The sequence below is a fragment of the Sphingobium sp. B7D2B genome, assembly GCF_025961895.1.
In the GTDB taxonomy this organism is placed as follows: domain Bacteria; phylum Pseudomonadota; class Alphaproteobacteria; order Sphingomonadales; family Sphingomonadaceae; genus Sphingobium.
This window is the reverse complement of the sequence record NZ_JAOQOM010000001.1, coordinates 3326147-3346720: the sequence shown is the minus strand read 5'-3', so window position 1 is coordinate 3346720 and position 20574 is coordinate 3326147. Positions and strand designations below refer to the sequence as shown.

At 66.0% G+C, this 20574-nt stretch carries 21 protein-coding genes and 1 tRNA gene; 16 read left to right on the top strand and 6 right to left on the bottom strand.

Translation table 11 applies throughout. The annotated features are described in order from the left end of the window. Positions 1-5 precede the first annotated feature (5 nt). Entirely contained in the window at positions 6-740 is a 735-nt protein-coding gene (locus tag M2341_RS15415) for a hypothetical protein (RefSeq protein ID WP_264585837.1), read from the top strand. A 144-nt stretch (positions 741-884) separates the two neighbouring features. Then, the gene (locus M2341_RS15410; RefSeq protein WP_264585836.1) at positions 885-1616 is read left to right on the top strand and encodes a hypothetical protein; all 732 of its coding nucleotides are present in this window, start codon (positions 885-887) and stop codon (positions 1614-1616) included. A gap of 27 nt (positions 1617-1643) precedes the next feature. On the opposite strand, the gene M2341_RS15405 is transcribed toward M2341_RS15410, so the two are convergent. From M2341_RS15405 to M2341_RS15395, 3 genes are all read right to left on the bottom strand, one after another. Then, the gene (locus tag M2341_RS15405) at positions 1644-2945 is read right to left on the bottom strand and encodes an MFS transporter (RefSeq protein WP_264585835.1); all 1302 of its coding nucleotides are present in this window, start codon (positions 2943-2945) and stop codon (positions 1644-1646) included. Between the two features lie 110 nt (positions 2946-3055). Beyond that, on the bottom strand, positions 3056-3421 hold the full coding sequence (locus tag M2341_RS15400) for a hypothetical protein (protein ID WP_264577265.1): 366 nt from the start codon (positions 3419-3421) through the stop codon (positions 3056-3058). Positions 3422-3510: 89 nt separating this feature from the next. Further along, a complete protein-coding gene (locus M2341_RS15395) occupies positions 3511-4341 on the bottom strand; it encodes an alpha/beta hydrolase (protein ID WP_264586062.1) in 831 nt (276 codons plus the stop codon). 368 nt (positions 4342-4709) lie between these two features. Here M2341_RS15395 and M2341_RS15390 point away from each other — a divergent pair, with 368 nt between their 5' ends. Further along, the gene (locus tag M2341_RS15390; RefSeq protein WP_264579867.1) at positions 4710-5999 is read left to right on the top strand and encodes an adenylosuccinate synthase; all 1290 of its coding nucleotides are present in this window, start codon (positions 4710-4712) and stop codon (positions 5997-5999) included. A 97-nt stretch (positions 6000-6096) separates the two neighbouring features. Here the strand turns inward: M2341_RS15390 and M2341_RS15385 are convergent, their stop codons facing one another. After that, entirely contained in the window at positions 6097-6549 is a 453-nt protein-coding gene (locus M2341_RS15385) for a GIY-YIG nuclease family protein (protein WP_264585834.1), read from the bottom strand. Positions 6550-6687: 138 nt separating this feature from the next. On the opposite strand from M2341_RS15385, the gene hisG reads away from it, so the two are divergent. From hisG to M2341_RS15320, 13 genes are all read left to right on the top strand, one after another. Continuing rightward, entirely contained in the window at positions 6688-7350 is a 663-nt protein-coding gene (gene hisG / locus M2341_RS15380) for an ATP phosphoribosyltransferase (RefSeq protein WP_264579866.1), read from the top strand. Further along, on the top strand, positions 7340-8629 hold the full coding sequence (hisD, locus tag M2341_RS15375; protein ID WP_264585833.1) for a histidinol dehydrogenase: 1290 nt from the start codon (positions 7340-7342) through the stop codon (positions 8627-8629). Before hisG ends, hisD begins: the two co-directional genes overlap by 11 nt. Before the next feature lie 81 nt (positions 8630-8710). After that, positions 8711-9160, top strand: coding sequence for a transcription antitermination factor NusB (nusB, locus tag M2341_RS15370; RefSeq protein WP_264571892.1), 450 nt, complete (start codon positions 8711-8713; stop codon positions 9158-9160). A gap of 1 nt (position 9161) precedes the next feature. Beyond that, the gene (gene thiL / locus M2341_RS15365) at positions 9162-10082 is read left to right on the top strand and encodes a thiamine-phosphate kinase (RefSeq protein ID WP_264571893.1); all 921 of its coding nucleotides are present in this window, start codon (positions 9162-9164) and stop codon (positions 10080-10082) included. A gap of 476 nt (positions 10083-10558) precedes the next feature. Then, the gene (locus M2341_RS15360; protein ID WP_264585832.1) at positions 10559-12670 is read left to right on the top strand and encodes a sodium-translocating pyrophosphatase; all 2112 of its coding nucleotides are present in this window, start codon (positions 10559-10561) and stop codon (positions 12668-12670) included. Between the two features lie 140 nt (positions 12671-12810). After that, positions 12811-13953 (top strand): 8-amino-7-oxononanoate synthase, encoded by a 1143-nt coding sequence (locus M2341_RS15355; protein WP_264585831.1) that lies wholly within the window; start codon positions 12811-12813, stop codon positions 13951-13953. Continuing rightward, complete coding sequence (bioD, locus tag M2341_RS15350) at positions 13950-14597, top strand: dethiobiotin synthase (RefSeq protein WP_264585830.1); 648 nt, start codon at positions 13950-13952, stop codon at positions 14595-14597. The genes M2341_RS15355 and bioD overlap by 4 nt, the downstream gene beginning before the upstream one ends. Further along, entirely contained in the window at positions 14594-15865 is a 1272-nt protein-coding gene (locus tag M2341_RS15345; RefSeq protein WP_264585829.1) for an adenosylmethionine--8-amino-7-oxononanoate transaminase, read from the top strand. The genes bioD and M2341_RS15345 overlap by 4 nt, the downstream gene beginning before the upstream one ends. Before the next feature lie 79 nt (positions 15866-15944). Further along, on the top strand, positions 15945-16196 hold the full coding sequence (infA, locus tag M2341_RS15340) for a translation initiation factor IF-1 (protein ID WP_181558542.1): 252 nt from the start codon (positions 15945-15947) through the stop codon (positions 16194-16196). 50 nt (positions 16197-16246) lie between these two features. Next, on the top strand, positions 16247-16819 hold the full coding sequence (locus M2341_RS15335) for a Maf family protein (RefSeq protein WP_264585828.1): 573 nt from the start codon (positions 16247-16249) through the stop codon (positions 16817-16819). Beyond that, positions 16806-17843, top strand: a complete 1038-nt coding sequence (locus M2341_RS15330; protein WP_264586061.1) for a ribonuclease — start codon at positions 16806-16808, stop codon at positions 17841-17843. The genes M2341_RS15335 and M2341_RS15330 overlap by 14 nt, the downstream gene beginning before the upstream one ends. Continuing rightward, positions 17833-18033 carry a DNA gyrase inhibitor YacG gene (locus tag M2341_RS15325; protein WP_264585827.1) on the top strand — a complete coding sequence of 67 codons (201 nt, stop codon included), beginning with the start codon at positions 17833-17835 and terminating at the stop codon, positions 18031-18033. Before M2341_RS15330 ends, M2341_RS15325 begins: the two co-directional genes overlap by 11 nt. 157 nt (positions 18034-18190) lie before the next feature. Then, positions 18191-18266 (top strand) — tRNA-Phe (locus M2341_RS15320). Between the two features lie 50 nt (positions 18267-18316). Here the strand turns inward: M2341_RS15320 and M2341_RS15315 are convergent. Then, positions 18317-19285 (bottom strand): hypothetical protein, encoded by a 969-nt coding sequence (locus tag M2341_RS15315; RefSeq protein ID WP_264585826.1) that lies wholly within the window; start codon positions 19283-19285, stop codon positions 18317-18319. Between the two features lie 96 nt (positions 19286-19381). Beyond that, entirely contained in the window at positions 19382-20572 is a 1191-nt protein-coding gene (locus M2341_RS15310; protein WP_264585825.1) for a PepSY-associated TM helix domain-containing protein, read from the bottom strand. Between the last annotated feature and the right edge of the window lie 2 nt (positions 20573-20574).

Here is a 20574-nt window from a genome sequence, read left to right as displayed (position 1 = left end):
GTCGGGTGGTGGATGTTTTCCATGATCGGGCGATCGATCCCAAAATCGCCCGCTTTCGGGCCTCCGAGCACTTCCAGTCCATGCCGAGCCTGCGGGTTCTCGTGGTCGGCGTTCAATCGAACCGCTCGCCGCAATCGCTCGGCGAAATCTATGGCCGGATGCAAAGCGACCGCCACCGCATCACCTTTGACAGCAAGGGCGTCGATAATCTCGGCAAGCTGGACAACACCAACGTCCTCCTCGCGCGGCATGATCTCAACGCGTTCGACTGGGTGGTGATGACCGATGACGATATCGAACTGCCCGATCAGTTCATGGACACTTTCCTTGCGCTCGCCGAATATGCCGAGCTGAAGATCTGCGGTCCCGCGCAGCGCGGCTATTCTTATTGGAGCCGCGAGATCATGCGCCGTCGCAAGGGCGCGTTGGTGCGCGAGACGAACTTTGCGGAGGTCGGCCCGCTGGTCGCCTTCCGCCGCGAGGTGTTCGACATCGTCTTTCCCTTCCCCTCGCTGAAATACGGTTGGGGCGTCAACACCGTCTGGCCGGTGCTTGCGGAGAAGGAAGGCTGGAAGACCGGGGTCGTCGACGGCACGGCGCTCCGGCACACCAAGCCCATCGGCGCGACCTATGATTTCCGCGAGGCGGCGCGCGAAGCGGAAGAGTATATGAACCGCTTCGGCATCGTCACCGGCGTGCATGTGCTGCATACCTACCGGACATTTTACGAGGCGGGCTGACGATCCTGTGCGCTTTGCCGTGAATAAAACGTCAACTCCCATGTCGTAGGGCGAGTGACGGTTTGCGGGAGTGCGTTCATGGCAATTTTGAAAAGGATCAAGGGTCGGGCGAGTCGAACCGCGAGGAATCTCTCAGGCCGGGTGGTGGACGTTTTCCACGATCGCGCCATCGATCCCAAAATTGCCCGCTTTCGGGCTTCCCAGCACTTCCAGTCCCTGCCGAGCTTGCGGGTTCTCGTGGTTGGCGTTCAATCGAACCGCTCGCCGCAATCGCTGGGCGAAATCTATGCTCGGATGCAGAGCGAGCGACACCGCATCACCTTTGACAGCAAGGGCGTCGATAATCTCGGCAAGCTGGACAACACCAACGTCCTCCTGGCGCGGCATGACCTTAGCGAATTCGACTGGGTGGTAATGACCGACGACGATGTCGAACTGCCCGACCAGTTCATGGACACTTTCCTTGCGCTCGCCGAATATGCCGAGCTGAAGATCTGCGGCCCCGCGCAGCGCGCCTACTCTTATTGGGGGTGGGACATCATGCGGCGGCGCAAGGGCGTATTGGTGCGTGAGACGAACTTTACGGAGGTCGGCCCTTTGGTCGCCTTTCGCCGCGAAGTGTTCGACATCGTCTTTCCCTTCCCCTCGCTGAAATATGGCTGGGGGTTGGACCCGGTGTGGCCGGTGCTCGCGGAGAAAGAAGGCTGGAAGACGGGCGTCGTCGACGGAACGGCGCTCCGACACACCAAGCCCATCGGCGCGACCTATGATTTCCGCGAGGCGGCGCGCGAGGCGGAAGAGTATATGAACCGCTTCGGCATCGTTACCGGCGTGCATGAGCTGCATACCTACCGGACATTTTGCGAGGCCGGCTGACGATCTAGCGGGCCCGTCCCTCGCCGGCTAGTTAATCACCGGGATGAGGTCGTCCTCATTGGAGGCGGGCGTGTCAGCCACTTCACCGATGCGCAGCATGGCGAAGATGACGCAGCTCAGCACCGTCATCGCGATCAGGATGACCATCAGCCAGGCAAGGCCGCTCGCGCCATAGATCCACGCATAAAGGCTGGCGCCCAGCGCGACCGGCAGGTTGGACAGCGAATTATAGATCGTGAACTGGGTGGCGCCGACCCGCTTGTCGGACAGACGCATCCGCAGCGGGTTGGAACTGATCGACGTCAGAATGTCCGTCGCCTCGCGCCCGATGGAGAGCAACACGAAGACGGTGCCGATCATCGCGACCTCGGGCGAGAGCAGGAAGACCAGCGACATGATCGCATAGCCGGCATAGGTGATGACGGTCGCGCGGCGCGGCCCGATCTTCCCGACGAGGAGGGAGCCGACGCCCATGCAGGAGATCGACACCAGCAGGCCGACCGTGGCGACCATCCCCGAATAGCTGCTGGTGCTGAAATTCGCCTGTGTGGTCGCGAAGACCGGCCAGAAGGCAGTGAATGCCCCGCCCACCGCGCGGCCGAGCACGCTGGCGGCGAGCAGCACCAGACTGTCGCGCTTGATCATCGAGCGGAAGGTGATGGCGAGGATGCGCAGCCAGGGCAGGCCATGGGCGCTCAGCGCCTCGGCCGAGGCCCGGCCTTTTGTCCATGGCAGCAGCTTCTCGCCCGGCCGCTCGCGCAGCACCAGAGCGAGCAGCAGGAAGCCGGCATTGAAGGGCAGGAAGGCGGCAAAGGCGATCGCGGCGCCATAATGCTGGAGCAGATAGCCCCCCATCGCGCCACCAATGGCCATGCCCAGCGCTTGTCCGCCGAACATGAAGGCGCTGGCCGTTCCCTGTTCCTCATCTGGAAGGATATCGACCGCGAGGCCATCGACCGCCACGTCCTGAATGGCGCCGCCGGAGAAGATCAGCACGCCGAGCACGGTGATGAGGCCGAGATCCTGCGGCCCCGGTGCGGCAATCGCGGCGACGGTGAGGCCGATCAGGATGACGGTCTGTGATCCGATCAGCCAGGCGCGTCGCCGCCCCATTGGCAGATAGGCGTAACGATCCATCAGCGCCGCGCCGATGAACTTGAAGCTCCACGGCAGATAGGCGGTCGCCACCAGCGAGGCGATGGCGGCAGGCGGCATCTGGTTAGAGGCAAGCCAGGCTGCCACCGCCGTCAGGAAAAGGCCGAGCGGCAGCCCTTGCGCCACATAGAAGGTCATCATGCTGCCGATGCGCAGCCGCTTGCTCTCGCTCAATATCAGGCTGATGACGCGTCCCCTGCGGCTTGATTGTCCGGCCGCTCAGGATGCTAGAGACTCATCGGCAAAGTGCAATGGCCTGGCTGACGACCCTGCCGGCAGGGCGGTCAGCGAGTGGGGCGCGACATGACCTGCGCATTGCCGTCCGGCTGGACCATGATGAGATGAGCATCACCCTGATCGCACTGGGCGCGCCAGGTGGGCACGCCGCCTTCCGGCTCGAGCCGCTCGACCTTCGTGACGTCGCGGCAGGAAATATCGGCATCGCGAATGGCGCGCAGGAAGACCGCCTGCTGCTGCGTTTCGGAGAGATTTTCGATGGCCGCGACATGGTCGATCGCGTTGGCGGCGTTGTCCATCGCATTGCGGGCCAGCGCGGCATTGTTGGCTGCGCCTGCGCTATTCTCTTGGCTGGCGCCGCCGCCACAGGCAGCGAGCGAGAGCGTGGCCAGGCCGATCAGGAAAACACGCATGGGTCTATCTCCGGGGCGTTCTTGCTGGGGCGGGCATGATAGGCCGGCGCGACCGCGATTGCGACCCTTATCGCCGGCTTATGGCGCGCTCAGCGCGCGAAGAGCGCCTTGAGCCACTTGTCGAGCACCGGCGTGGCGGGATAATCCGGGTCGCCCAGCCGGCGATTGATTTCCATGTGGCCCTGCAGGCCTTTGCCCTCGAACCGGTCGATCTGCACCGGCGTTCCGGCCTTGCGCAGAGCCTCGGCCAGCGCGCGGGCCTGCGCGGTGCCATCCTCGCGGTCGACATGGAAGATGAGGAAGGCCGGCGCATTGGGTGCGGCGGCGTGCAGCGTCGGAGAGAGAGCCTTCTGCCGGGCCGGATCGTTGCCGAAGGCCTCCGTGTAGGTCTTGCCCATGATGCGCGGCCCGGACTTCATTTGGGCCGGCACGTCATATGCGGCGCCATCCAGCGCCACGATGCCGGCGGCGGCATCTGGTGCCAGACCGGCCTCGCGCAGATAGCGCGGGTCCGTGCCCACCAATGCGACGAGATGCGCGCCCGCGCTATGCCCCATCAGCACGATCCGCCGGGGGTCGATGTTCAGCTTGTCCGCGTGGGCGATGACATAGGCGAGGGCGCTGGCCACATCCGCCGCTTGCTGCTCGACCGTCGCCTGCGGCACCAGCCGGTAGTCGATGGAGGCGAGCGCATAGCCCTGCGCCGTCAGATGCGCGACCTTGCGCTGGCCCGTGGCATTGGTCTTGTTACCATGCTGCCATCCGCCGCCATGCACGAAGAGGACGAGGGGCACCGGCGCGGACCTCTGCCCAACAGCGGGCCAGAAGGCGAGGGTCTGCGCCGGGTCGCGCCCATAGGCCATTTCGCGCCCGTCCACCGTCTTGTCGGCTGCGATATCCTGCTGCATCCGCCCGGCCATGCGCTCGCGAATGCGATCGCGCAGGCTTGCATCGGCGGGCAGGCTGGTGACGCCGACCGTGGCCACGATTGCGGCGATGAGGGTGACGCCATGTAAATGAGAGCGAATCATGAGCCTGACTTTCGAAAACGCCAGGCCTTTTGATCGGGAACTTTGCCTTACAATGCGATGAACGGAAGTTTGCTGCTGGTGAATGGTCCCATCTCCTGACATGCCTGCTCGCCGCACCTGCCTTGACGGAAGGTCCATCGAGCGGCTAACGGGCGCCCCGGACCGGGTGCGATGGCGCGCCCGCTTTGATCCAGTCCGACCACCGAGTCCTGTCGAAGGGTGGTCGCGATCCGCCTGGCAGGCGGAGACGTGTATCCATGGCAAATGTAACCGTGATCGGCGCCCAGTGGGGCGATGAAGGCAAAGGCAAGATTGTCGATTGGCTGGCCAGCCGCGCCGATTGCGTCGTGCGCTTCCAGGGCGGTCACAATGCCGGGCACACGCTCGTCGTCGGCGAGCAGGTCTACAAGATCAGCCTCGTGCCTTCGGGCATCGTCACGGGTACGCTCTCCATCATCGGCAATGGCGTGGTGCTCGATCCCTGGGCGCTCAAGGCCGAGATCGAGAAGCTGCAGGGTCAGGGCGTGCATGTGACGCGCGACAATTTCGCCGTCGCCGACAATTGCCCGCTCATCCTGCCGATCCACCGCGATCTTGACGGCCTGCGCGAGACGGCCGCCGGCAAGGGCAAGATCGGCACCACCGGCCGTGGCATCGGGCCGGCTTATGAAGACAAGGTCGGCCGCCGTGCGATCCGGGTCTGCGATCTCGCTCATCTCGATTCGCTGGAGCCGCAGCTCGATCGGCTCTGCGCCCATCATGATGCGCTGCGCGCCGGCTTTGGCGAGCCCCCCATCGATCGGACCAAGCTGATCGCCGATCTGCGCGAGATCGCGCCCTTCGTGCTGCAGTTCGCCGAGCCGGTGTGGAAGCGGCTGCGCGATGTGCGCAAGGGCGGCAAGCGCATCCTGTTCGAGGGCGCGCAAGGCGTGCTGCTCGATGTGGACCACGGCACCTACCCGTTCGTCACCAGCTCCAACACGGTGAGCGGCACGGTCGCCTCGGGCTCCGGCATGGGGCCGAGTGCGGCGGGCTTCGTGCTGGGGATCGTGAAGGCCTACACCACGCGCGTTGGCTCCGGCCCGTTCCCGACCGAGCTGGTGGACGAGACCGGCGAGCGTCTCGGTCAGCGCGGCCATGAATTTGGCACCGTCACGGCCCGCAAGCGCCGCTGCGGCTGGTTCGACGCGGTGCTGGTCCGCCAGACCTGCGCGCTTTCCGGCGTCACCGGCATTGCCCTCACCAAGATCGACGTGCTCGACGGGTTCGAGACGATCAAAATCTGCACCGGCTACCGGTTGAATGGCGAAATCATCGATTATCTGCCCGCGCACGCGGCCGATCAGGCCGCAGTCGAGCCGGTGTATGAAGAGATGGAGGGCTGGGAAGGCACCACCGTCGGCGCCCGCTCCTGGGCGGACCTGCCGGCGCAGGCCATCAAATATATCCGCCGCATCGAAGAGCTGATCGAATGCCCGGTCGCCAGCGTCTCAACCTCGCCACAGCGTGAGGACACGATCCTGGTGCGCGATCCGTTCGAGGATTGAGATGGCTTCAACAAGCTCAGCTAATAACGGTATTTATCGGGACATAAAATCAGCCCGTTAATGGGTGGGGTGAGGTCGCCCTGCGGTCAACGGAGACCTACCCATCCGTTCGCCCTGAGCTTGTCGAAGGGCTGTTCTTCTGGCCTTTGGTCAGTCGGGAGATCGTCTCCCAATCGCCACGAATGAGGGCCATCTTCTTCGCCCGAGACCAGCCTTTCAGCCTTCGTTCCATTTCCAGCGCCTCGATCCGGGTTGAGAACTGCTCAGACCAGACCAGCATTAACGGTCGCCGGTGCTGCGTAAACCCAGCAATTTCGCCGGATTGGTGCTGATTGATACGACGCTCAATATCATCGGTATGGCCCACATAAAACGCGCCTCCCTGACAATGCAGCATGTAAACCCAGAACGACATGAAGCCATTTTGAAGGAAGGACGGCCCTTCGACAAGCTCAGGGCGAACGGCAGAGACGCCGATGTCTGTGCTAAAACCCCTCAGAAAAGCAGATAGAGCAGGATGATGATGGGAATCGGGATCCCGATCAGCCACAGCAAGATACCTTTACCCATGTCATCAGTCTCCTTCTTATCTCTTTGACCAATGCCTCGGGCGCCAATCCGTTGCCTTGAGGAGCGAATGCGGCCCGCAATTGCAGTTTCGCGCGTGAGGGCCTAAAGCGCGCCGGCTATGAGCCGCTCCATCACATTCGCCATTCCCAAGGGACGCATTCTCGAAGAGGCCCTGCCGCTGCTGGCGCGCGCGGGCATCGAGCCCGAGGCGGAGTTCCATAAGAAGGAAAGCCGGGCGCTGCGGTTCGCGACCAATGTCGAGGGCCTGTCCATCATCCGCGTGCGCGCGTTCGATGTGGCGACCTTCGTCGCGCATGGCGCGGCGCAGGTCGGCATTGTGGGGTCGGACGTGATCGCCGAGTTCGGCTATTCCGAGCTTTATGCGCCGGTCGATCTCGATATTGGCCATTGCCGCCTGTCTGTCGCCGAGCCGGCCGATGCGGTGCCCGAGGTGCTCGGGGCGGCCAGCCATGTCCGCGTCGCGACCAAATATCCGCATCTCACCCGCGCGCATTATGAGGCGCTGGGCATCCAGGCCGAGTGCGTGAAGCTGAATGGCGCGATGGAACTGGCGCCCTCGCTCGGGCTGGCGCGGCGGATCGTCGATCTCGTCTCGTCCGGCGCGACGCTCAAGGCCAATGGCCTCGTTGAAACCGCGAAGATCATGGACATTTCCGCGCGACTCATCGTCAACCGGGCGGCGATGAAGATGCGCGCTGCCGAGCTGGTGCCGATGGTCGAGCGCTTCCGCGCTGCCGTGGAGGCCAGCCGTGCCGCTTGAGCTGGATGCCCGTGATGCGGGGTTCGCTGCGCAGTTCGAGGCGCTGGTCAACGCCCGGCGCGAGGCGGATGAGGATGTCGCACAGGCTGTGCGCGATATCGTCCGGCGCGTGCGGGCCGAGGGGGACTCCGCGCTGGCCGACCTGACCGCGCGGTTCGACCGTTTCGATCTTGATGCGCAGGGTTGGTCGATCAGCGCCGAACAATGCGCCCAGGCCTATGCGCAGATCGATGCGCCGCTGCGCGATGCGCTCAATCTCGCCGCTGAGCGGATCGCCACCTATCACGCAAAGCAGAAGCCGGAAGATGCCGGCTGGACCGACGAGGCCGGCGTGCGGCTCGGCGCGCGGTGGAACGCTGTGGAAGCGGCAGGCATCTACGTGCCGGGCGGGCTGGCCGCCTATCCCAGCTCGCTGCTGATGAATGCGATTCCGGCCAAGGTGGCGGGGGTCGAGCGCATCGTGATGATGTCGCCGACGCCGGGCGGGCAGCTCAACCCTGCCGTACTGGCGGCGGCGCACATCGCTGGCGTGAGCGAAATCTGGCGCGTCGGTGGCGCGCAGGCCGTCGCTGCGCTGGCTTATGGTACGGCGCGGATCAAGCCGGTGGACGTGATCGTCGGGCCGGGCAATGCCTGGGTCGCGGAAGCCAAGAGGCAGGTTTACGGCGTTGTCGGCATCGACATGGTGGCGGGGCCGAGCGAGATCGTGGTGGTCGCGGACGGCAAGAACGATCCCGAATGGATCGCTGCCGATCTGCTCAGCCAGTCGGAGCATGACGAGACCAGCCAGTCGATCATGTTCACTGACGATGCGGCCTTTGCCAAGGCGGTGGCCGCGTCGGTCGAGGACTGGCTCAATCGGCTCGAAACCGGCGCTCGCGCGCGGGTGAGCTGGACCAATAATGGCGCGATCATCCTGGTGCCGGACCTTGAGGCCGCGCTGCCGCTGGTCGACCGGCTGGCGCCCGAGCACCTCGAACTGGCCGTGGACGATCCGCAGCCGCTGTTCGACAAGGTGCGCCATGCCGGATCGGTGTTCATGGGCCGGATGACGCCGGAGGCAATCGGCGATTATGTCGCCGGGCCGAACCATGTGCTGCCGACCGGGCGCCGCGCGCGCTTCTCCTCCGGGCTTTCCGTGCTGGACTTCATGAAGCGCACCAGTTTCCTGCAGCTCGATGCGCGGGCCATCGGCGCCATCGGCCCGGCAGCGCTGGCGCTGGCGCAGGCGGAGGGGCTGCCGGCCCACGCGGCCAGCGTGGCGGTGCGGCTGAAATAGACAGACCCGATGCAGGGGCGCGCGGAACGGGATGGTGAAATCCCGTATCCATCGCGCGCCCGAACCGATATGAAGGACGCAATGAAGCCAACGAAATCAAAGTCCCGCTCTGCGGCGCGGCTAGCGGCCGTGCAGGCGCTCTACCAGCAGGAGATGGAAAGCACGCCGTTGCCGCTGCTCCTCCACGAGTTCCATCAGCACCGCCTTGGCGCAACCATCGAGGACGTGACCTATCACCCGGCCGAACAGGCCTTCTTCGATGATGTGGTGAAGGGCGTGGACGCGCGCCGCGACGAGATCGACCAGCATATCATCGACCGGCTGGCCAAGGGCTGGTCGATGGAGCGCCTCGACAAGCCGATGCGGCAGATCCTGCGCGCCGGCACCTATGAGCTGCTGGCCCGCGCCGACGTGCCCACGGCGAGCGTCATCAGCGAATATGTCGATGTCGCTCACGCCTTCTACGACAAGCGCGAGGCCGGCTTCGTCAACGGCCTGCTCGACGGCATCGCCAAGAGCGTGCGCAGCTAAGATGAGCGCGGAGGCGGACCTTCTCCGCCGTCTGCGCGCCATGGCGAGCGACCCCGCGGCGCGCGGCCTGATGGACGATGTCGCGGTGATGCCCACCATGGGGCAGCAACTCGTCATCACCAGCGACACGATGGTCGAAGGCGTGCATTTCCGCGCCGACGATCCACCCGAGACCGTCGGCTGGAAGCTGGCGGCGGTCAATCTCTCCGATCTCGCCTCCAAGGGCGCCGTGCCGGTCTCCTGCCTGCTGAACTATGGACTGACCGGTCAGCCCGGCTGGGACGAGGGGTTCCTCGATGGGCTGGGGCGGGCGCTGCGCAGCTTCGGGATGCACCTCATTGGCGGCGATACCGTAAAGCTGCCCGCGGGCGCGCCGCGCGTGCTCAGCCTGACCGCCATGGGCGAGGTGCCCGCGCATGAACAGGTGCCGGCGCGCACCGGCGCACGACCGGGAGACCGCTTGTTTGTTTCCGGCCCGATCGGCGATGCTGGCGCCGGGTTGGGGCTGCTCGATGAGGGGCTGAAGGAGCCGGCGGAGCTGATCCGTGCCTATCGCGTGCCCACGCCGCACATCACGCTCGGGCAGACGCTCTCGTCGCAGGCCCATGCGATGATGGACGTCTCCGACGGGTTGCTGATCGATGCGCAGCGCATGGCGCTGGCCAGCGATTGCGCGGTGGAAATCAATCAGGTGCCGCTGTCGGACGCCTATGTGTCGCTGCGCGGGAACGGCATCGAGGCGCGGCTGGCCGCTGCGACGGCCGGCGATGATTATGTGCTGCTCATTGCCTTGCCCGGCACGCTGGCGCCCCCGCGCGGACTGCTGGAGGTCGGGCGGTTCAAGCATGGCGAGGGGTTGACGCTGCGCCTTGATGGCAAGGCAGTGCCGTTGCCGGCGCGGCTGGGCTACGAGCACGGCTGATGGTCGCGCTCCAGCTTCCGTTCCGCTGAGTAGGCTCTGAGTAGCGCCGTGGCGCGTATCGAAGCGCCGTATCGAAGCATCGCGCCCTGAGCAGTCCTTCGATACGCCATTTCGGCAGGCTCAATAACTACTCAGGCCGAACGGATTGGGGAGTGCGGCCGTTGGGCTGATGCAAGGCCGGCGACCTGTTCGTGAGCTGTTACGGCCTTATTCCTGGCCCCGTTCGTGTCGAGCCCTTCGACTGCCCGCAGGGCCGGCGCTCAGGATAAACTTCAGCTGTAAGCTGAAGTCGAGACACCCCGCCCAGCGGGCGGCGCTTGCGGCATCTCGACTTCGCTCGATGCGAACGGACGCATAGTCCCGATCCCGCCCCCTCCGTTTAACCGCTTGACGGCACGGGAGAGCGCTTTACCTTCCGCTCCAAAGCCGAACATGGGCGGCCAACGCCCGGGCACCGTCACAGGGGAGAACGCGATATGACCTCGGTCTTGATCGCCATTGGTTGCGGCCTGCTTGCCGTGATCTATGGTCTGGTGACCAGTCGCCAGGTGCTGAGCGCGCCGGCCGGTAGTGCCAGGATGCAGGAAATTGCGGGTGCCATTCAGGAAGGCGCCAAAGCCTATCTCGGACGACAATATACCACCATCGCTATCGTCGGCGTCATCGTCGCCCTCATTCTCTTCTTCACGCTCGGTCTGCTCTCCACGGTCTCGTTCCTGATCGGTGCGGTGCTTTCGGGCGTCGCCGGTTATGTCGGCATGAACATTTCCGTGCGGGCCAATGTCCGCACCGCGCAGGCCGCGAGCGAGTCGCTCCAGGGAGGGCTGACGCTGGCCTTCCGGTCCGGCGCGGTGACCGGCATGCTCGTGGCCGGCCTCGGCCTGCTCTCCATCGCCGGGACGTTCTGGTATCTGACCGGGCCGGGCGGCCTCGCGCCCAATGATCGCTCGATCATCGCCGCGCTGACGGCGCTGGCTTTTGGCGCCTCGCTCATCTCCATCTTCGCGCGGCTGGGGGGCGGCATCTTCACCAAGGCCGCCGATGTTGGCGCCGATCTCGTCGGCAAGGTCGAGGCCGGCATCCCAGAGGACGATCCGCGCAATCCGGCGGTCATTGCGGACAATGTCGGCGACAATGTCGGCGACTGCGCGGGCATGGCGGCCGACCTGTTCGAGACCTATGTGGTGACGCTCGGCCTCACCATGGTTTCCATCGCGCTGCTGGTCGATGCGCCGTCTGCGCAGCTCATGGCGCTGATGTCGCTGCCGCTGGTCGTCGGCGGCATCTGCATCATCACCTCGATCATCGGCACCTATTTCGTGCGGCTGGGCAAATCGCAAAACATCATGGGCGCGCTCTATAAGGGCTTCTGGATGACGGCGGTGCTCTCGGTCGGCGGCATCTGGTACGTCACCTGGCGCGTGCTGGGCGACATGGATGTGGCGATCGGCGCGGGGCTGGATGGCACTGGTGGCTATACCGGCATGGCGCTGTTCTGGTGCATGTTGATCGGCCTGATCGTCACCGGCCTGCTGGTGTGGATCACGGAATATTACACCGGCACTAACTATCGCCCGGTCAAGTCCATCGCGAAGGCGAGCGTCACGGGCCATGGCACCAATGTGATCCAGGGTCTGGCGATCAGCCTGGAATCGACGGCGCTGCCGACGTTGGTCATCACGATCGCGGTGATCGCGACCTACCAGATCGCCGGGATCATCGGCGTGGCCTTCGCGGCTACCTCGCTGCTCGCATTGGCCGGCATGGTCGTCGCGCTCGATGCTTATGGCCCGGTGACCGACAATGCCGGCGGCATCGCGGAAATGGCGGGCCTGCCCGATGATGTGCGCCACCGCACCGATGCGCTCGATGCCGTGGGTAACACCACCAAGGCGGTGACCAAGGGCTATGCCATCGGTTCGGCGGCGTTGGCGGCGCTGGTGCTGTTCGGGGCGTACACGGCGGATCTGGAAATCTACTTCCCGGACATCGCGGTCGATTTCTCGCTGAGCAATCCCTACGTCATCGTGGGTCTGCTGCTGGGGGCGCTGCTGCCCTATCTCTTCGGTGCATTCGGCATGACTGCCGTGGGCCGGGCAGCGGGCGCGGTGGTCGAGGATGTGCGTGAGCAGTTCCGCAGCGATTCGGGCATCATGGCGGGCACGTCCCGACCCAATTATGCCCGCACCGTGGACATCGTGACCAAGGCGGCGATCAAGGAAATGATCATTCCCTCGCTGCTGCCGGTGCTGACGCCCATTGCGGTCTACTTCATCATCACCGCCGTGGCCGGGCAGGCGCAGGGCTTTGCTTCACTGGGCGCGCTGCTGCTCGGTGTCATCGTTTCCGGCCTGTTCGTCGCTATCTCGATGACCAGTGGCGGCGGCGCCTGGGATAATGCCAAGAAATATATCGAGGATGGCCATCATGGCGGCAAGGGCTCGGAGGCCCACAAGGCGGCCGTCACCGGCGACACGGTCGGCGATCCCTACAAGGATACGGCCGGCCCGGCCGTGAACCCGATGATCAAGATCACCAATATCGTGGCGCTGCTTCTGCTCGCCGCACTGGCGCACGGGGCGATGTAAAGATCCCGGCGCACAATCCCGGAAACGGGAGAGGAGGAAAGCCCGTCCGGATCCTGTCCGGGCGGGCTTTTCACGTCTTGGCCGATGGGCCCTCTCCGCGATGCTGGCGAGCCGGAGGCGCCGACGCTATAGCGCCGGCCATGTCTTCTGCGCTTGCCTCCTTCCAGTCCCAGCTTGACGCGCTGGAGCGTCGCGCACGCCGGCGACGGCTCATACCGCGCGCGGGCCATGATTTCGCGTCCAACGACTATCTCGGCCTTGCCGGCGACCCGGCGATTGCGGCTGCGGTGGCTGATGCGCTGGCGCGGGGTGTTCCGGTCGGCTCGGGCGGGTCGCGGCTGCTGCGCGGCAATGCGCCGGAGCATGAGGCACTGGAGGCGCAGGCCGCGCAGATATTCGGCAGCGAGGCGGCTTTGTTTTTGGCCAATGGCTTTGCCGCGAACATCGCCATTCTTGCCGGCCTGCCGGGTCCGGGCGATCTTGTCGTCGCGGATGCGCTCATTCACGCCAGCGCCCATGACGGGATGAAGCTCGGCAAGGCCGGCTCCGTGCTGGCGCAGCATAATGATGCCGACGCCTTTGCCGACGCCATTGCCGGCTGGCGGCGCGAGGGTGGCACGGGGCGGGTGTGGATCGTCGCCGAAACGCTCTATTCCATGGACGGTGACAGGGCGCCGGTCGATGACCTTGCCGCCGTCGCCGCGCGACATGATGCGATGCTGGTGCTGGACGAGGCGCACGCGACCGCCGTTCACGGGCCGGGCGGGCGGGGCCTGGGCGCGCATCTTGAGTCGGCGGAAAATGTCATTGCGCTCCACACCTGCGGCAAGGGGCTGGGCGCGGAGGGGGCGCTGGTGACGGCCGCGCGGCCGATCATCGATCTGCTGGTTAATCGCGGGCGCAGCTTCGTCTTCTCGACGGCGCCATCGCCGCTGATGGCGGTTGCGGTGCAGGCCGCGCTGGCGCGCAGTCTGGAGGGCGACGATCTGCGCGCCCGCCTGAGCGATCTGATCGATCATGCTGCGCAGCATTTATGCGCGCCGCTGGGGCTTCCCCTGCCTGCCAGCCAAGTCCTGCCGATCGTGCTGGGGGACGATGCGCGGACGATGCAGGTTGCGGCCTTGCTGCAGCAGGCCGGGTTCGATGTGCGCGGCATCCGCCCGCCCACGGTGCCGCGCGGCACCGCGCGCCTGCGCGTGTCGCTCACGCTGAATGTCGATGAGCAGATCATCGCAGAACTGGGGGAAGCCTTGCAGCAAGCGCTCGGACAGGTGCCGGCATGAGCGGCGCCCTCATCGTCTCGGGCACGGACACCGGCATCGGCAAGACGGTGGTTGCGGCCGGTCTCGCTGCCGTTCTCGGCGCTTCCTACTGGAAGCCGATCCAGGCCGGGACCGCCGATGGCACGGACAGTGCGGATGCCGTGGCGCTCGGCGTTGCGCCGGATCGATGCCTCCCGGAAGCGTATCGGCTTACGCTCCCGGCCTCGCCGCATCTGGCCGCCGAGCGCGAGGGGCTCGTGCTGGACCCATCCCGTCTGGCGCTCCCGCCCGCGCGTCCGCTGATCGTCGAGGGCGCCGGCGGCCTGATGGTGCCCGTTCGCCGCGATCCGCCGATGCTGATGATCGACCTGTTCGCAGGGTGGGGTGCGCCGGTGCTGCTCGTCGCGCGCACTCAGCTCGGCACGATCAATCACAGTCTGCTCAGCATCGAAGCGCTGAGAGCGCGGGGCATCCCGATTGCCGGGCTGATTTTCGTCGGGGCGGCACGTCCCGACAATGAGGCGATCGTGCCGGCGCTGACCGGCGTGCGCAGCTTCGGGCGCCTGCCGGTGCTCGATCCGCTCGATGCGCCGCATCTGCGGCAGGCCATGCATGCGCAGATCGATCTGGCCGGGGTGCGCTCGGCGATGGGGGTGCCGCTATGACGTCCCCGGTTTGGCATCCGTTCACGCAGCACGGGCTTGGCGAGCCGATCCCGCAGATCGTGTCCGCCTCCGGGGCGTGGCTGACCTGCGATGACGGCCACCGGCTGCTCGACGGCATTTCGAGCTGGTGGGTCATCACCCACGGCCATTGCGAACCGCGCATCGCGGCGGCCATCACGGCGCAGGCGAGCACGCTCGATCAGATGATTTTCGCGGGCTACACCCACCCGCAGGCGGAGGCGCTGGCCCGGTCGTTGGTGGCGCTGACCCCGCCCGGCCTCGACCATGTATTCTTCTCGGACAGTGGGTCGACGGCTGTCGAGGTGGCGCTCAAAATGGCGCTCGGCCATTGGCACAATCGCGGCGAGGCGCGGCACCGCCTGCTGGTGATCGAGCATAGCTATCATGGCGACACGATCGGCACGATGTCGGTGGGCGAGCGCGGCGTGTTCAATCGTGCTTATGCGCCGCTGTTGTTCGACGTGGAGACGGTGCCCTTTCCGGCGCAAGGGCAGGTGCAGGCCAGTCTCGATGCACTGGAACGGCTGTGCCGGACGGGCGAGAAGCCCGCCGCGTTCATCGTCGAGCCGCTGGTGCTCGGGGCCGGCGGGATGCTCTTCTATCCACCCGAAACACTCCGCGCCTTTGCCGAAATTTGTGCGCAGCATGATGTGCTTTTCATCGTGGATGAAGTGATGACCGGCTGGGGCCGCACCGGCACGCTCTTCGCATGCGAACAGGCCGGCGTGGCGCCAGATATCCTCTGCCTGGCGAAGGGGCTCACCGGAGGCGCAGTCCCATTGGCGGCGACGTTGGCCAGCGCAGCAATTTTCGAGTCGCACCGCAGCATGGACCGCGCGACGATGTTCTTTCACTCATCGAGTTTCACGGCCAACCCGGTCTGCTGCGCGGCGGCCAATGCCAATCTGGCGATCTGGCGAGACGAGGATGTGCCGGGGCGCATCGCCGCGCTGGGCTTGGCCCTTGATGAAGGGCTGGCAACGCTCGCCGGCCTTGGCCGCCTGCACAACCCCCGGCGGATCGGTGCTATTGCGGCCATCGACATGGTGGTGCCCGATGGCGGCTATCTCTCGGACGTCGCCCCCCGCTTGCGGGCGCATGCGCTGGCGCAGGGGCTCTTGCTTCGGCCGCTCGGCAACACCATCTATCTCATGCCGCCTTATTGCACGACGCCGGCCGAGATTGCGCAGGCTTTCTCCGTCATTGCGGACGCGGTGGACACCCGCCCGAACTGGCACACGCGCTGAAATTCACCGGACGGCTCAATCGCTTCCCAATCCGCGCTTTTGCGGCTATGGGGCGCCATTCGCGAAAAACTGGAAGATTATGGCCAAAGAAGAACTCCTCGAGATGCGCGGGCAGGTGGTTGAGCTGCTGCCCAACGCCATGTTCCGCGTCCGTCTGGAAAATGATCACGAAATCCTCGGTCACACCGCAGGCAAGATGCGCAAGAACCGCATCCGCGTGCTCGTCGGTGACGAAGTGCTGGTCGAGCTGACGCCCTATGACCTGACCAAGGGCCGGATCACCTATCGCTACATGCCCGGCCGCGGCGGCCCTGGCCCCGGCCAGCCCTGATCGGCAGCGCGGTGGCGTCTCCGCCCCGCGATAGCCGGACAGGCGACTCCATGCGCCTCATTCTCGCATCCGCCTCGCCGCGCCGACTGGACCTTCTCGCCCAGATCGGCGTGACGCCCGATGGCGTGGACCCTGCCGACATCGATGAAACGCCGGGCAAGACCGAACTGCCCGCGCCCTATGCCGCGCGCATGGCCGCGCAGAAGGGCGCGGCGGTGGCGGCGCGTCATCCCGGCGCGCTGGTGCTGAGCGGCGATACGGTGGTAGCCTGCGGGCGGCGCATTCTGCCCAAGGCGGAGGATGAAGCCACGGCCCGCGCCTGCCTGACGCTCCTTTCCGGCCGGCGGCATCGCGTGCTGAGTGCGGTCACGCTCATCGATGCTGAGGGCAAGGCGCGCCACAAGCTCTCGACCAGCACTGTCACCTTCAAGCGCCTGCATCCGCAGGAGATCGACACCTATCTCGCCAGCGGCGAGTGGGACGGTAAGGCCGGTGGCTACGCCATTCAGGGACGCGCGGCGGGACTGATTCGCGCCCTCTCTGGCAGTCCGTCCGGCGTGATCGGCCTGCCGCTCCACGAAACGCGCACGCTCCTCCTTTCAGCAGGCTATTCTTGTGACTGATACACCCACGACGCTCCACTGGCTCTATGAAGAGGGCATTGGCGAGGCCCGCGCCGCGCTGGTGAGGGGCGGGCGGATCGTCGAGGCCCAGATCGAGCGGGAAGACAAGCGCGCCCGCGCTGGCGGCATTCATTCCGGGCGGCTGGTGCGCACGCTCATTGCCCGCAAGCGCGGCATCGCGCGGCTGGATAGTGGCGAGATGGTCCTGATCGAGCCGATCCCGCCCAAGGTGGCGGAAGGCGCGCCGGTGCGCGTCGAAATCCTGCGCGAGGCTATCGCCGAGCCGGGGCTGGACGAGGCGCGCGAAAAGCTGGCTAAGGGGCGCATCGCGCAGCCCGGCGTACAGGCCGGTCCCGGGCCGAGCCTGCTCCAGCGCCTTCAGGCGAGCGGCGTGCCTATCGTGCCATGCCCGGCGCATGAGGCCGACCGCATGGAAGCGGCCGGCTGGAGCGAGTTGCTGGCCGAGGCGATGAGCGGTGAGGTCGGCGCCGAGGATGCTGCGTTGCGCATCTTCCCGACGCCGGCGATGACGCTTATTGACGTGGACGGCGCCGCGCCGCCCGCCCAGCTCGGCCCCAAGGGCGCCAAGCTTGCGGCGCAGGCGATTGCGCGCATGGGCATATCCGGCTCCATCGGCGTCGATCTGCCGACGATGAACAATAAGGACGAGCGCCTGATCGCGGCGGCGCAGATCGACAAATATCTGCCCCAGCCCTTCGAGCGCACGGCGGTCAACGGCTTTGGCTTCGTGCAGATCATCCGCAAGCGCGAGCGGCCCTCGCTCATGGAACTGCTGCGCGCGGATTCGGTGCGCGCCGCGAGCCTGGCGGCGCTGCGCGCGGCCGAGCGGCAGGAGACTGCTGGCGGCGGAGGCGGGCCGGTCGTGCTGACGGTGCCGGCTGCGGTGGCCAAGGATATCCGCACTCATCCGGACTGGATCAAGCTGCTGGAGCGCCGGCGCGGCGGGTCGCTGGACCTGCGCATCGACGACGCCTTGCCGCTGGGGGCACATCATGCCCATTAAGAATGTCTGCCCCTTGTGCCGCCAGCCGAGCGTACAGGAATTTCGCCCCTTCTGCTCGCGCGGCTGCCGCGACCGCGATCTGATCGGCTGGATGGATGAGGGCTATCGCGTCCCCATCCGTGCCGATGATGACGAGGATGGCGAAGGCGGCAGTGCCGGGCCGGCCAATGAGGACGGTTCGCGGGGCTGACCGGCGCGCAACGCCCGCCGAATGCGGGCGGAATGCGCATCTTCCGCTCCGGTCACTTTCTTGGGCGGAAAGGGCGAAACGGGGCTGGACATGCCCCCGCGACCATGCTTATAGCGCACGCTCTTTCGCCGGGTCTTGCACCAAAGGCGATCCCCGTGCCCGGGTAGCTCAGTTGGTAGAGCATGCGACTGAAAATCGCAGTGTCGGCGGTTCGACTCCGTCCCCGGGCACCACTTTCCTCAGCATTTGAAAGTCTGCTGCCCGTCTTAGGCGGGCGCCTGCGCTATTGCAGGTTCTTCTGCCGCACGACCCAGCGCGGGTTACGGCACAGGCCGCAATCGGTGCCGACGAACATGGCGCGCGCTTGTGAATCGCCCTTCAGGCGCCAGTCCAGCCAGCCGACAGCCACCTTGCCGAACTCGCCGCCATTCTTCTCCCAATAGGTGCCCTCATGCGGGGTCTGCTTGCGATAGGCGCGCAGGGCCGGAATGTTCGGCAGATGGGCGAAGTCGTCATTGGCGTTGGGGAAGGCGACATCCATCTCATCGCCGCTAATATAGGCGACCGCACCGTGCAGCTTCGCCAGGTCGGCCTTGACCAGCGCCTTGCCGCCGGCGGTGGCATTGAGGCCGGACTCGTCAGGGAACAGGCCCATATTCCACACGACGGTGGTGGTTACGCGCCTGTCGGCGCCCGCCTCGATCGCCTGCACGCCGCCGCAGGACATGCCCATCACCGCAATGTTCGCCGTGTCGATGCGGCCCTGGTAGGGGCTGCCGGCGCGGCTGTTCTCGGCGATGGCCCAGTCGATGGCGGCAATCAACTGCCGGCCCGATGTCGGGGCGGGCGGCGCCGTTGCCGGATCGGGCGGGCCCTGGTTGGGCGCAGGCTCGGGTCGCCAGCTTTGATCCTCCAGCGCGCCGATCTTGCCGTTCGACACCACGAGATAGCCGTGGGAGGCGACCTCGCTGAGGAACCAGCGGAACCACGTGCCCTTGTCCAGACAGCCGCCAACGCCCCACACGACGATGGGGAGCTTCTGCTTTGGCGGGGTGCGTCCACGCAGGGGATCGTAGATCGTGTGATCGGGGAGGCGCGCATCGGTGGACGGGGTCACCGGAAATGGGCCGGAGCCCAGCGGAGTCTCGTTCGACACTGCCTTTGGCAGGCCACTGGTCGCGCAGGCGCTGAGGCTGGCCACGCCGGCCAAAGCTATCATGCCCGAGAGGATGATTTTCCGAACAGCCTTCACCCGCAACGCCCTTGTCCTCACGATCTTCATAGGGCGCACAGTGCCGCGCGGGGCGGGCATTGGCTACATAAAATTGTTAGGCAATGCAGGTCGTCTTCAGCTTGCGCCGCCGATTGCTCCGGGCGTCAGCACTAGCGCCAGCAGGATGAGCGCGGTGGCGATATAGGCCCAGACGCCCATGCCGGCCCAGGCCGCGCGCAGGGCGCCGCCCTCCATGTCGTCGGCCTTCTGCAGCCGGCGGGCGTAGATGATTGTCCCGGTGACCGAGAGGCCGGTCATCAGCACGCCGAACAGGAACCAGACGAGCTTGGTCGGCAGGCCGCCGAGGTCGCCAAAATGGAGCGGGTCGGCCATCTCCGAGATGCGCTGATGGACGTTGAGGTCGCGCCCATCCAGCAGGGCGGTCACGCGGCCGGTGGAGGGATCGACGGCGACGCCATTGGCGCGGTCCCGCACCAGCCAAGCCTGATCCTGCCCGAGGAAGATGACGCCATTGTCAGGGGTGAAGCGGATTTCCCTGATCGAGAGTGTCGGCTTGGCCGCATGGGCGACCGCGACCAGCCGATCCAGCGCGGCGCCGGTCGGCGGCGGCGCAGTGGCGGCGGCGATCTCGGGCAGTTCCGGCACCGGCGCCCGACCGCCGAGCGTTTCGACCAGATACCAGAGCCCGGTCAGCGTGATGAGCGCGACGAACCACAGGCTCCACAGACCGGCAAGGCGATGCAGGTCGCCATGAAAGCGCCGTGAGTCCCCACGTCTTGGCGCGCGGAAGAAGCCGCGCCACCATTTCTTGTACGTCACGATACCCGTGACGAGCGACGCCAGCAGCAGCAGCGAGAGCGCGCTGACGATGGGGATGCCGATCTTGGTCGGCAGCATGAGGTGGCGATGCACTTGCCGCAAGAAGCGGTGGACATTGCCCCAGCCATGCGTGCCGGTCACCTGCGCTTCCCAGGGATCGACATAGACGCGGCGAGGCGAACCCTTGCCCATGTCCACCCACGCCTCCGCAGCGAACCAGGGATCGATCGGGGCGTGGACCATCTGCAGCCGCCCCTCCGGCTCCGCGCGGGCGGCCGCCTGCGCGATGGCACCCCAGCTTGCCACGGGTCGGTCTTGCTGGGTCACGCGCATCGCCGGGGTCACCAGCCAGTCGATCTCATGCGCGAACACCGCCAGCGTGCCGGTCGCCAGAATGAAGGTCAGGAAAATCGAGAGCTTCAGCCCCGCCCAGCTATGGACGCGCCACCAGATCGAGCGGGGTTTGGGTTGCCGGGCGGGTTTCATCG

Bases quoted from the DNA above. Each gene is read 5' to 3' on its own strand.
- M2341_RS15395 (WP_264586062.1), bottom strand. From the start codon at position 4,341: ATGGCCGGGCGGATGCAGCAGGATATCGCAGCCGACAAGACGGTGGAC.
- M2341_RS15355 (WP_264585831.1), top strand. From the start codon at position 12,811: ATGTCTTCTGCGCTTGCCTCCTTCCAGTCCCAGCTTGACGCGCTGGAG.
- M2341_RS15345 (WP_264585829.1), top strand. From the start codon at position 14,594: ATGACGTCCCCGGTTTGGCATCCGTTCACGCAGCACGGGCTTGGCGAG.
- nusB (WP_264571892.1), top strand. From the start codon at position 8,711: ATGAAGCCAACGAAATCAAAGTCCCGCTCTGCGGCGCGGCTAGCGGCC.
- M2341_RS15390 (WP_264579867.1), top strand. From the start codon at position 4,710: ATGGCAAATGTAACCGTGATCGGCGCCCAGTGGGGCGATGAAGGCAAA.
- infA (WP_181558542.1), top strand. From the start codon at position 15,945: ATGGCCAAAGAAGAACTCCTCGAGATGCGCGGGCAGGTGGTTGAGCTG.
- M2341_RS15310 (WP_264585825.1), bottom strand. From the start codon at position 20,572: ATGAAACCCGCCCGGCAACCCAAACCCCGCTCGATCTGGTGGCGCGTC.
- M2341_RS15400 (WP_264577265.1), bottom strand. From the start codon at position 3,421: ATGCGTGTTTTCCTGATCGGCCTGGCCACGCTCTCGCTCGCTGCCTGT.
- bioD (WP_264585830.1), top strand. From the start codon at position 13,950: ATGAGCGGCGCCCTCATCGTCTCGGGCACGGACACCGGCATCGGCAAG.
- M2341_RS15325 (WP_264585827.1), top strand. From the start codon at position 17,833: ATGCCCATTAAGAATGTCTGCCCCTTGTGCCGCCAGCCGAGCGTACAG.
- thiL (WP_264571893.1), top strand. From the start codon at position 9,162: ATGAGCGCGGAGGCGGACCTTCTCCGCCGTCTGCGCGCCATGGCGAGC.
- M2341_RS15360 (WP_264585832.1), top strand. From the start codon at position 10,559: ATGACCTCGGTCTTGATCGCCATTGGTTGCGGCCTGCTTGCCGTGATC.
- M2341_RS15335 (WP_264585828.1), top strand. From the start codon at position 16,247: ATGCGCCTCATTCTCGCATCCGCCTCGCCGCGCCGACTGGACCTTCTC.
- hisG (WP_264579866.1), top strand. From the start codon at position 6,688: ATGAGCCGCTCCATCACATTCGCCATTCCCAAGGGACGCATTCTCGAA.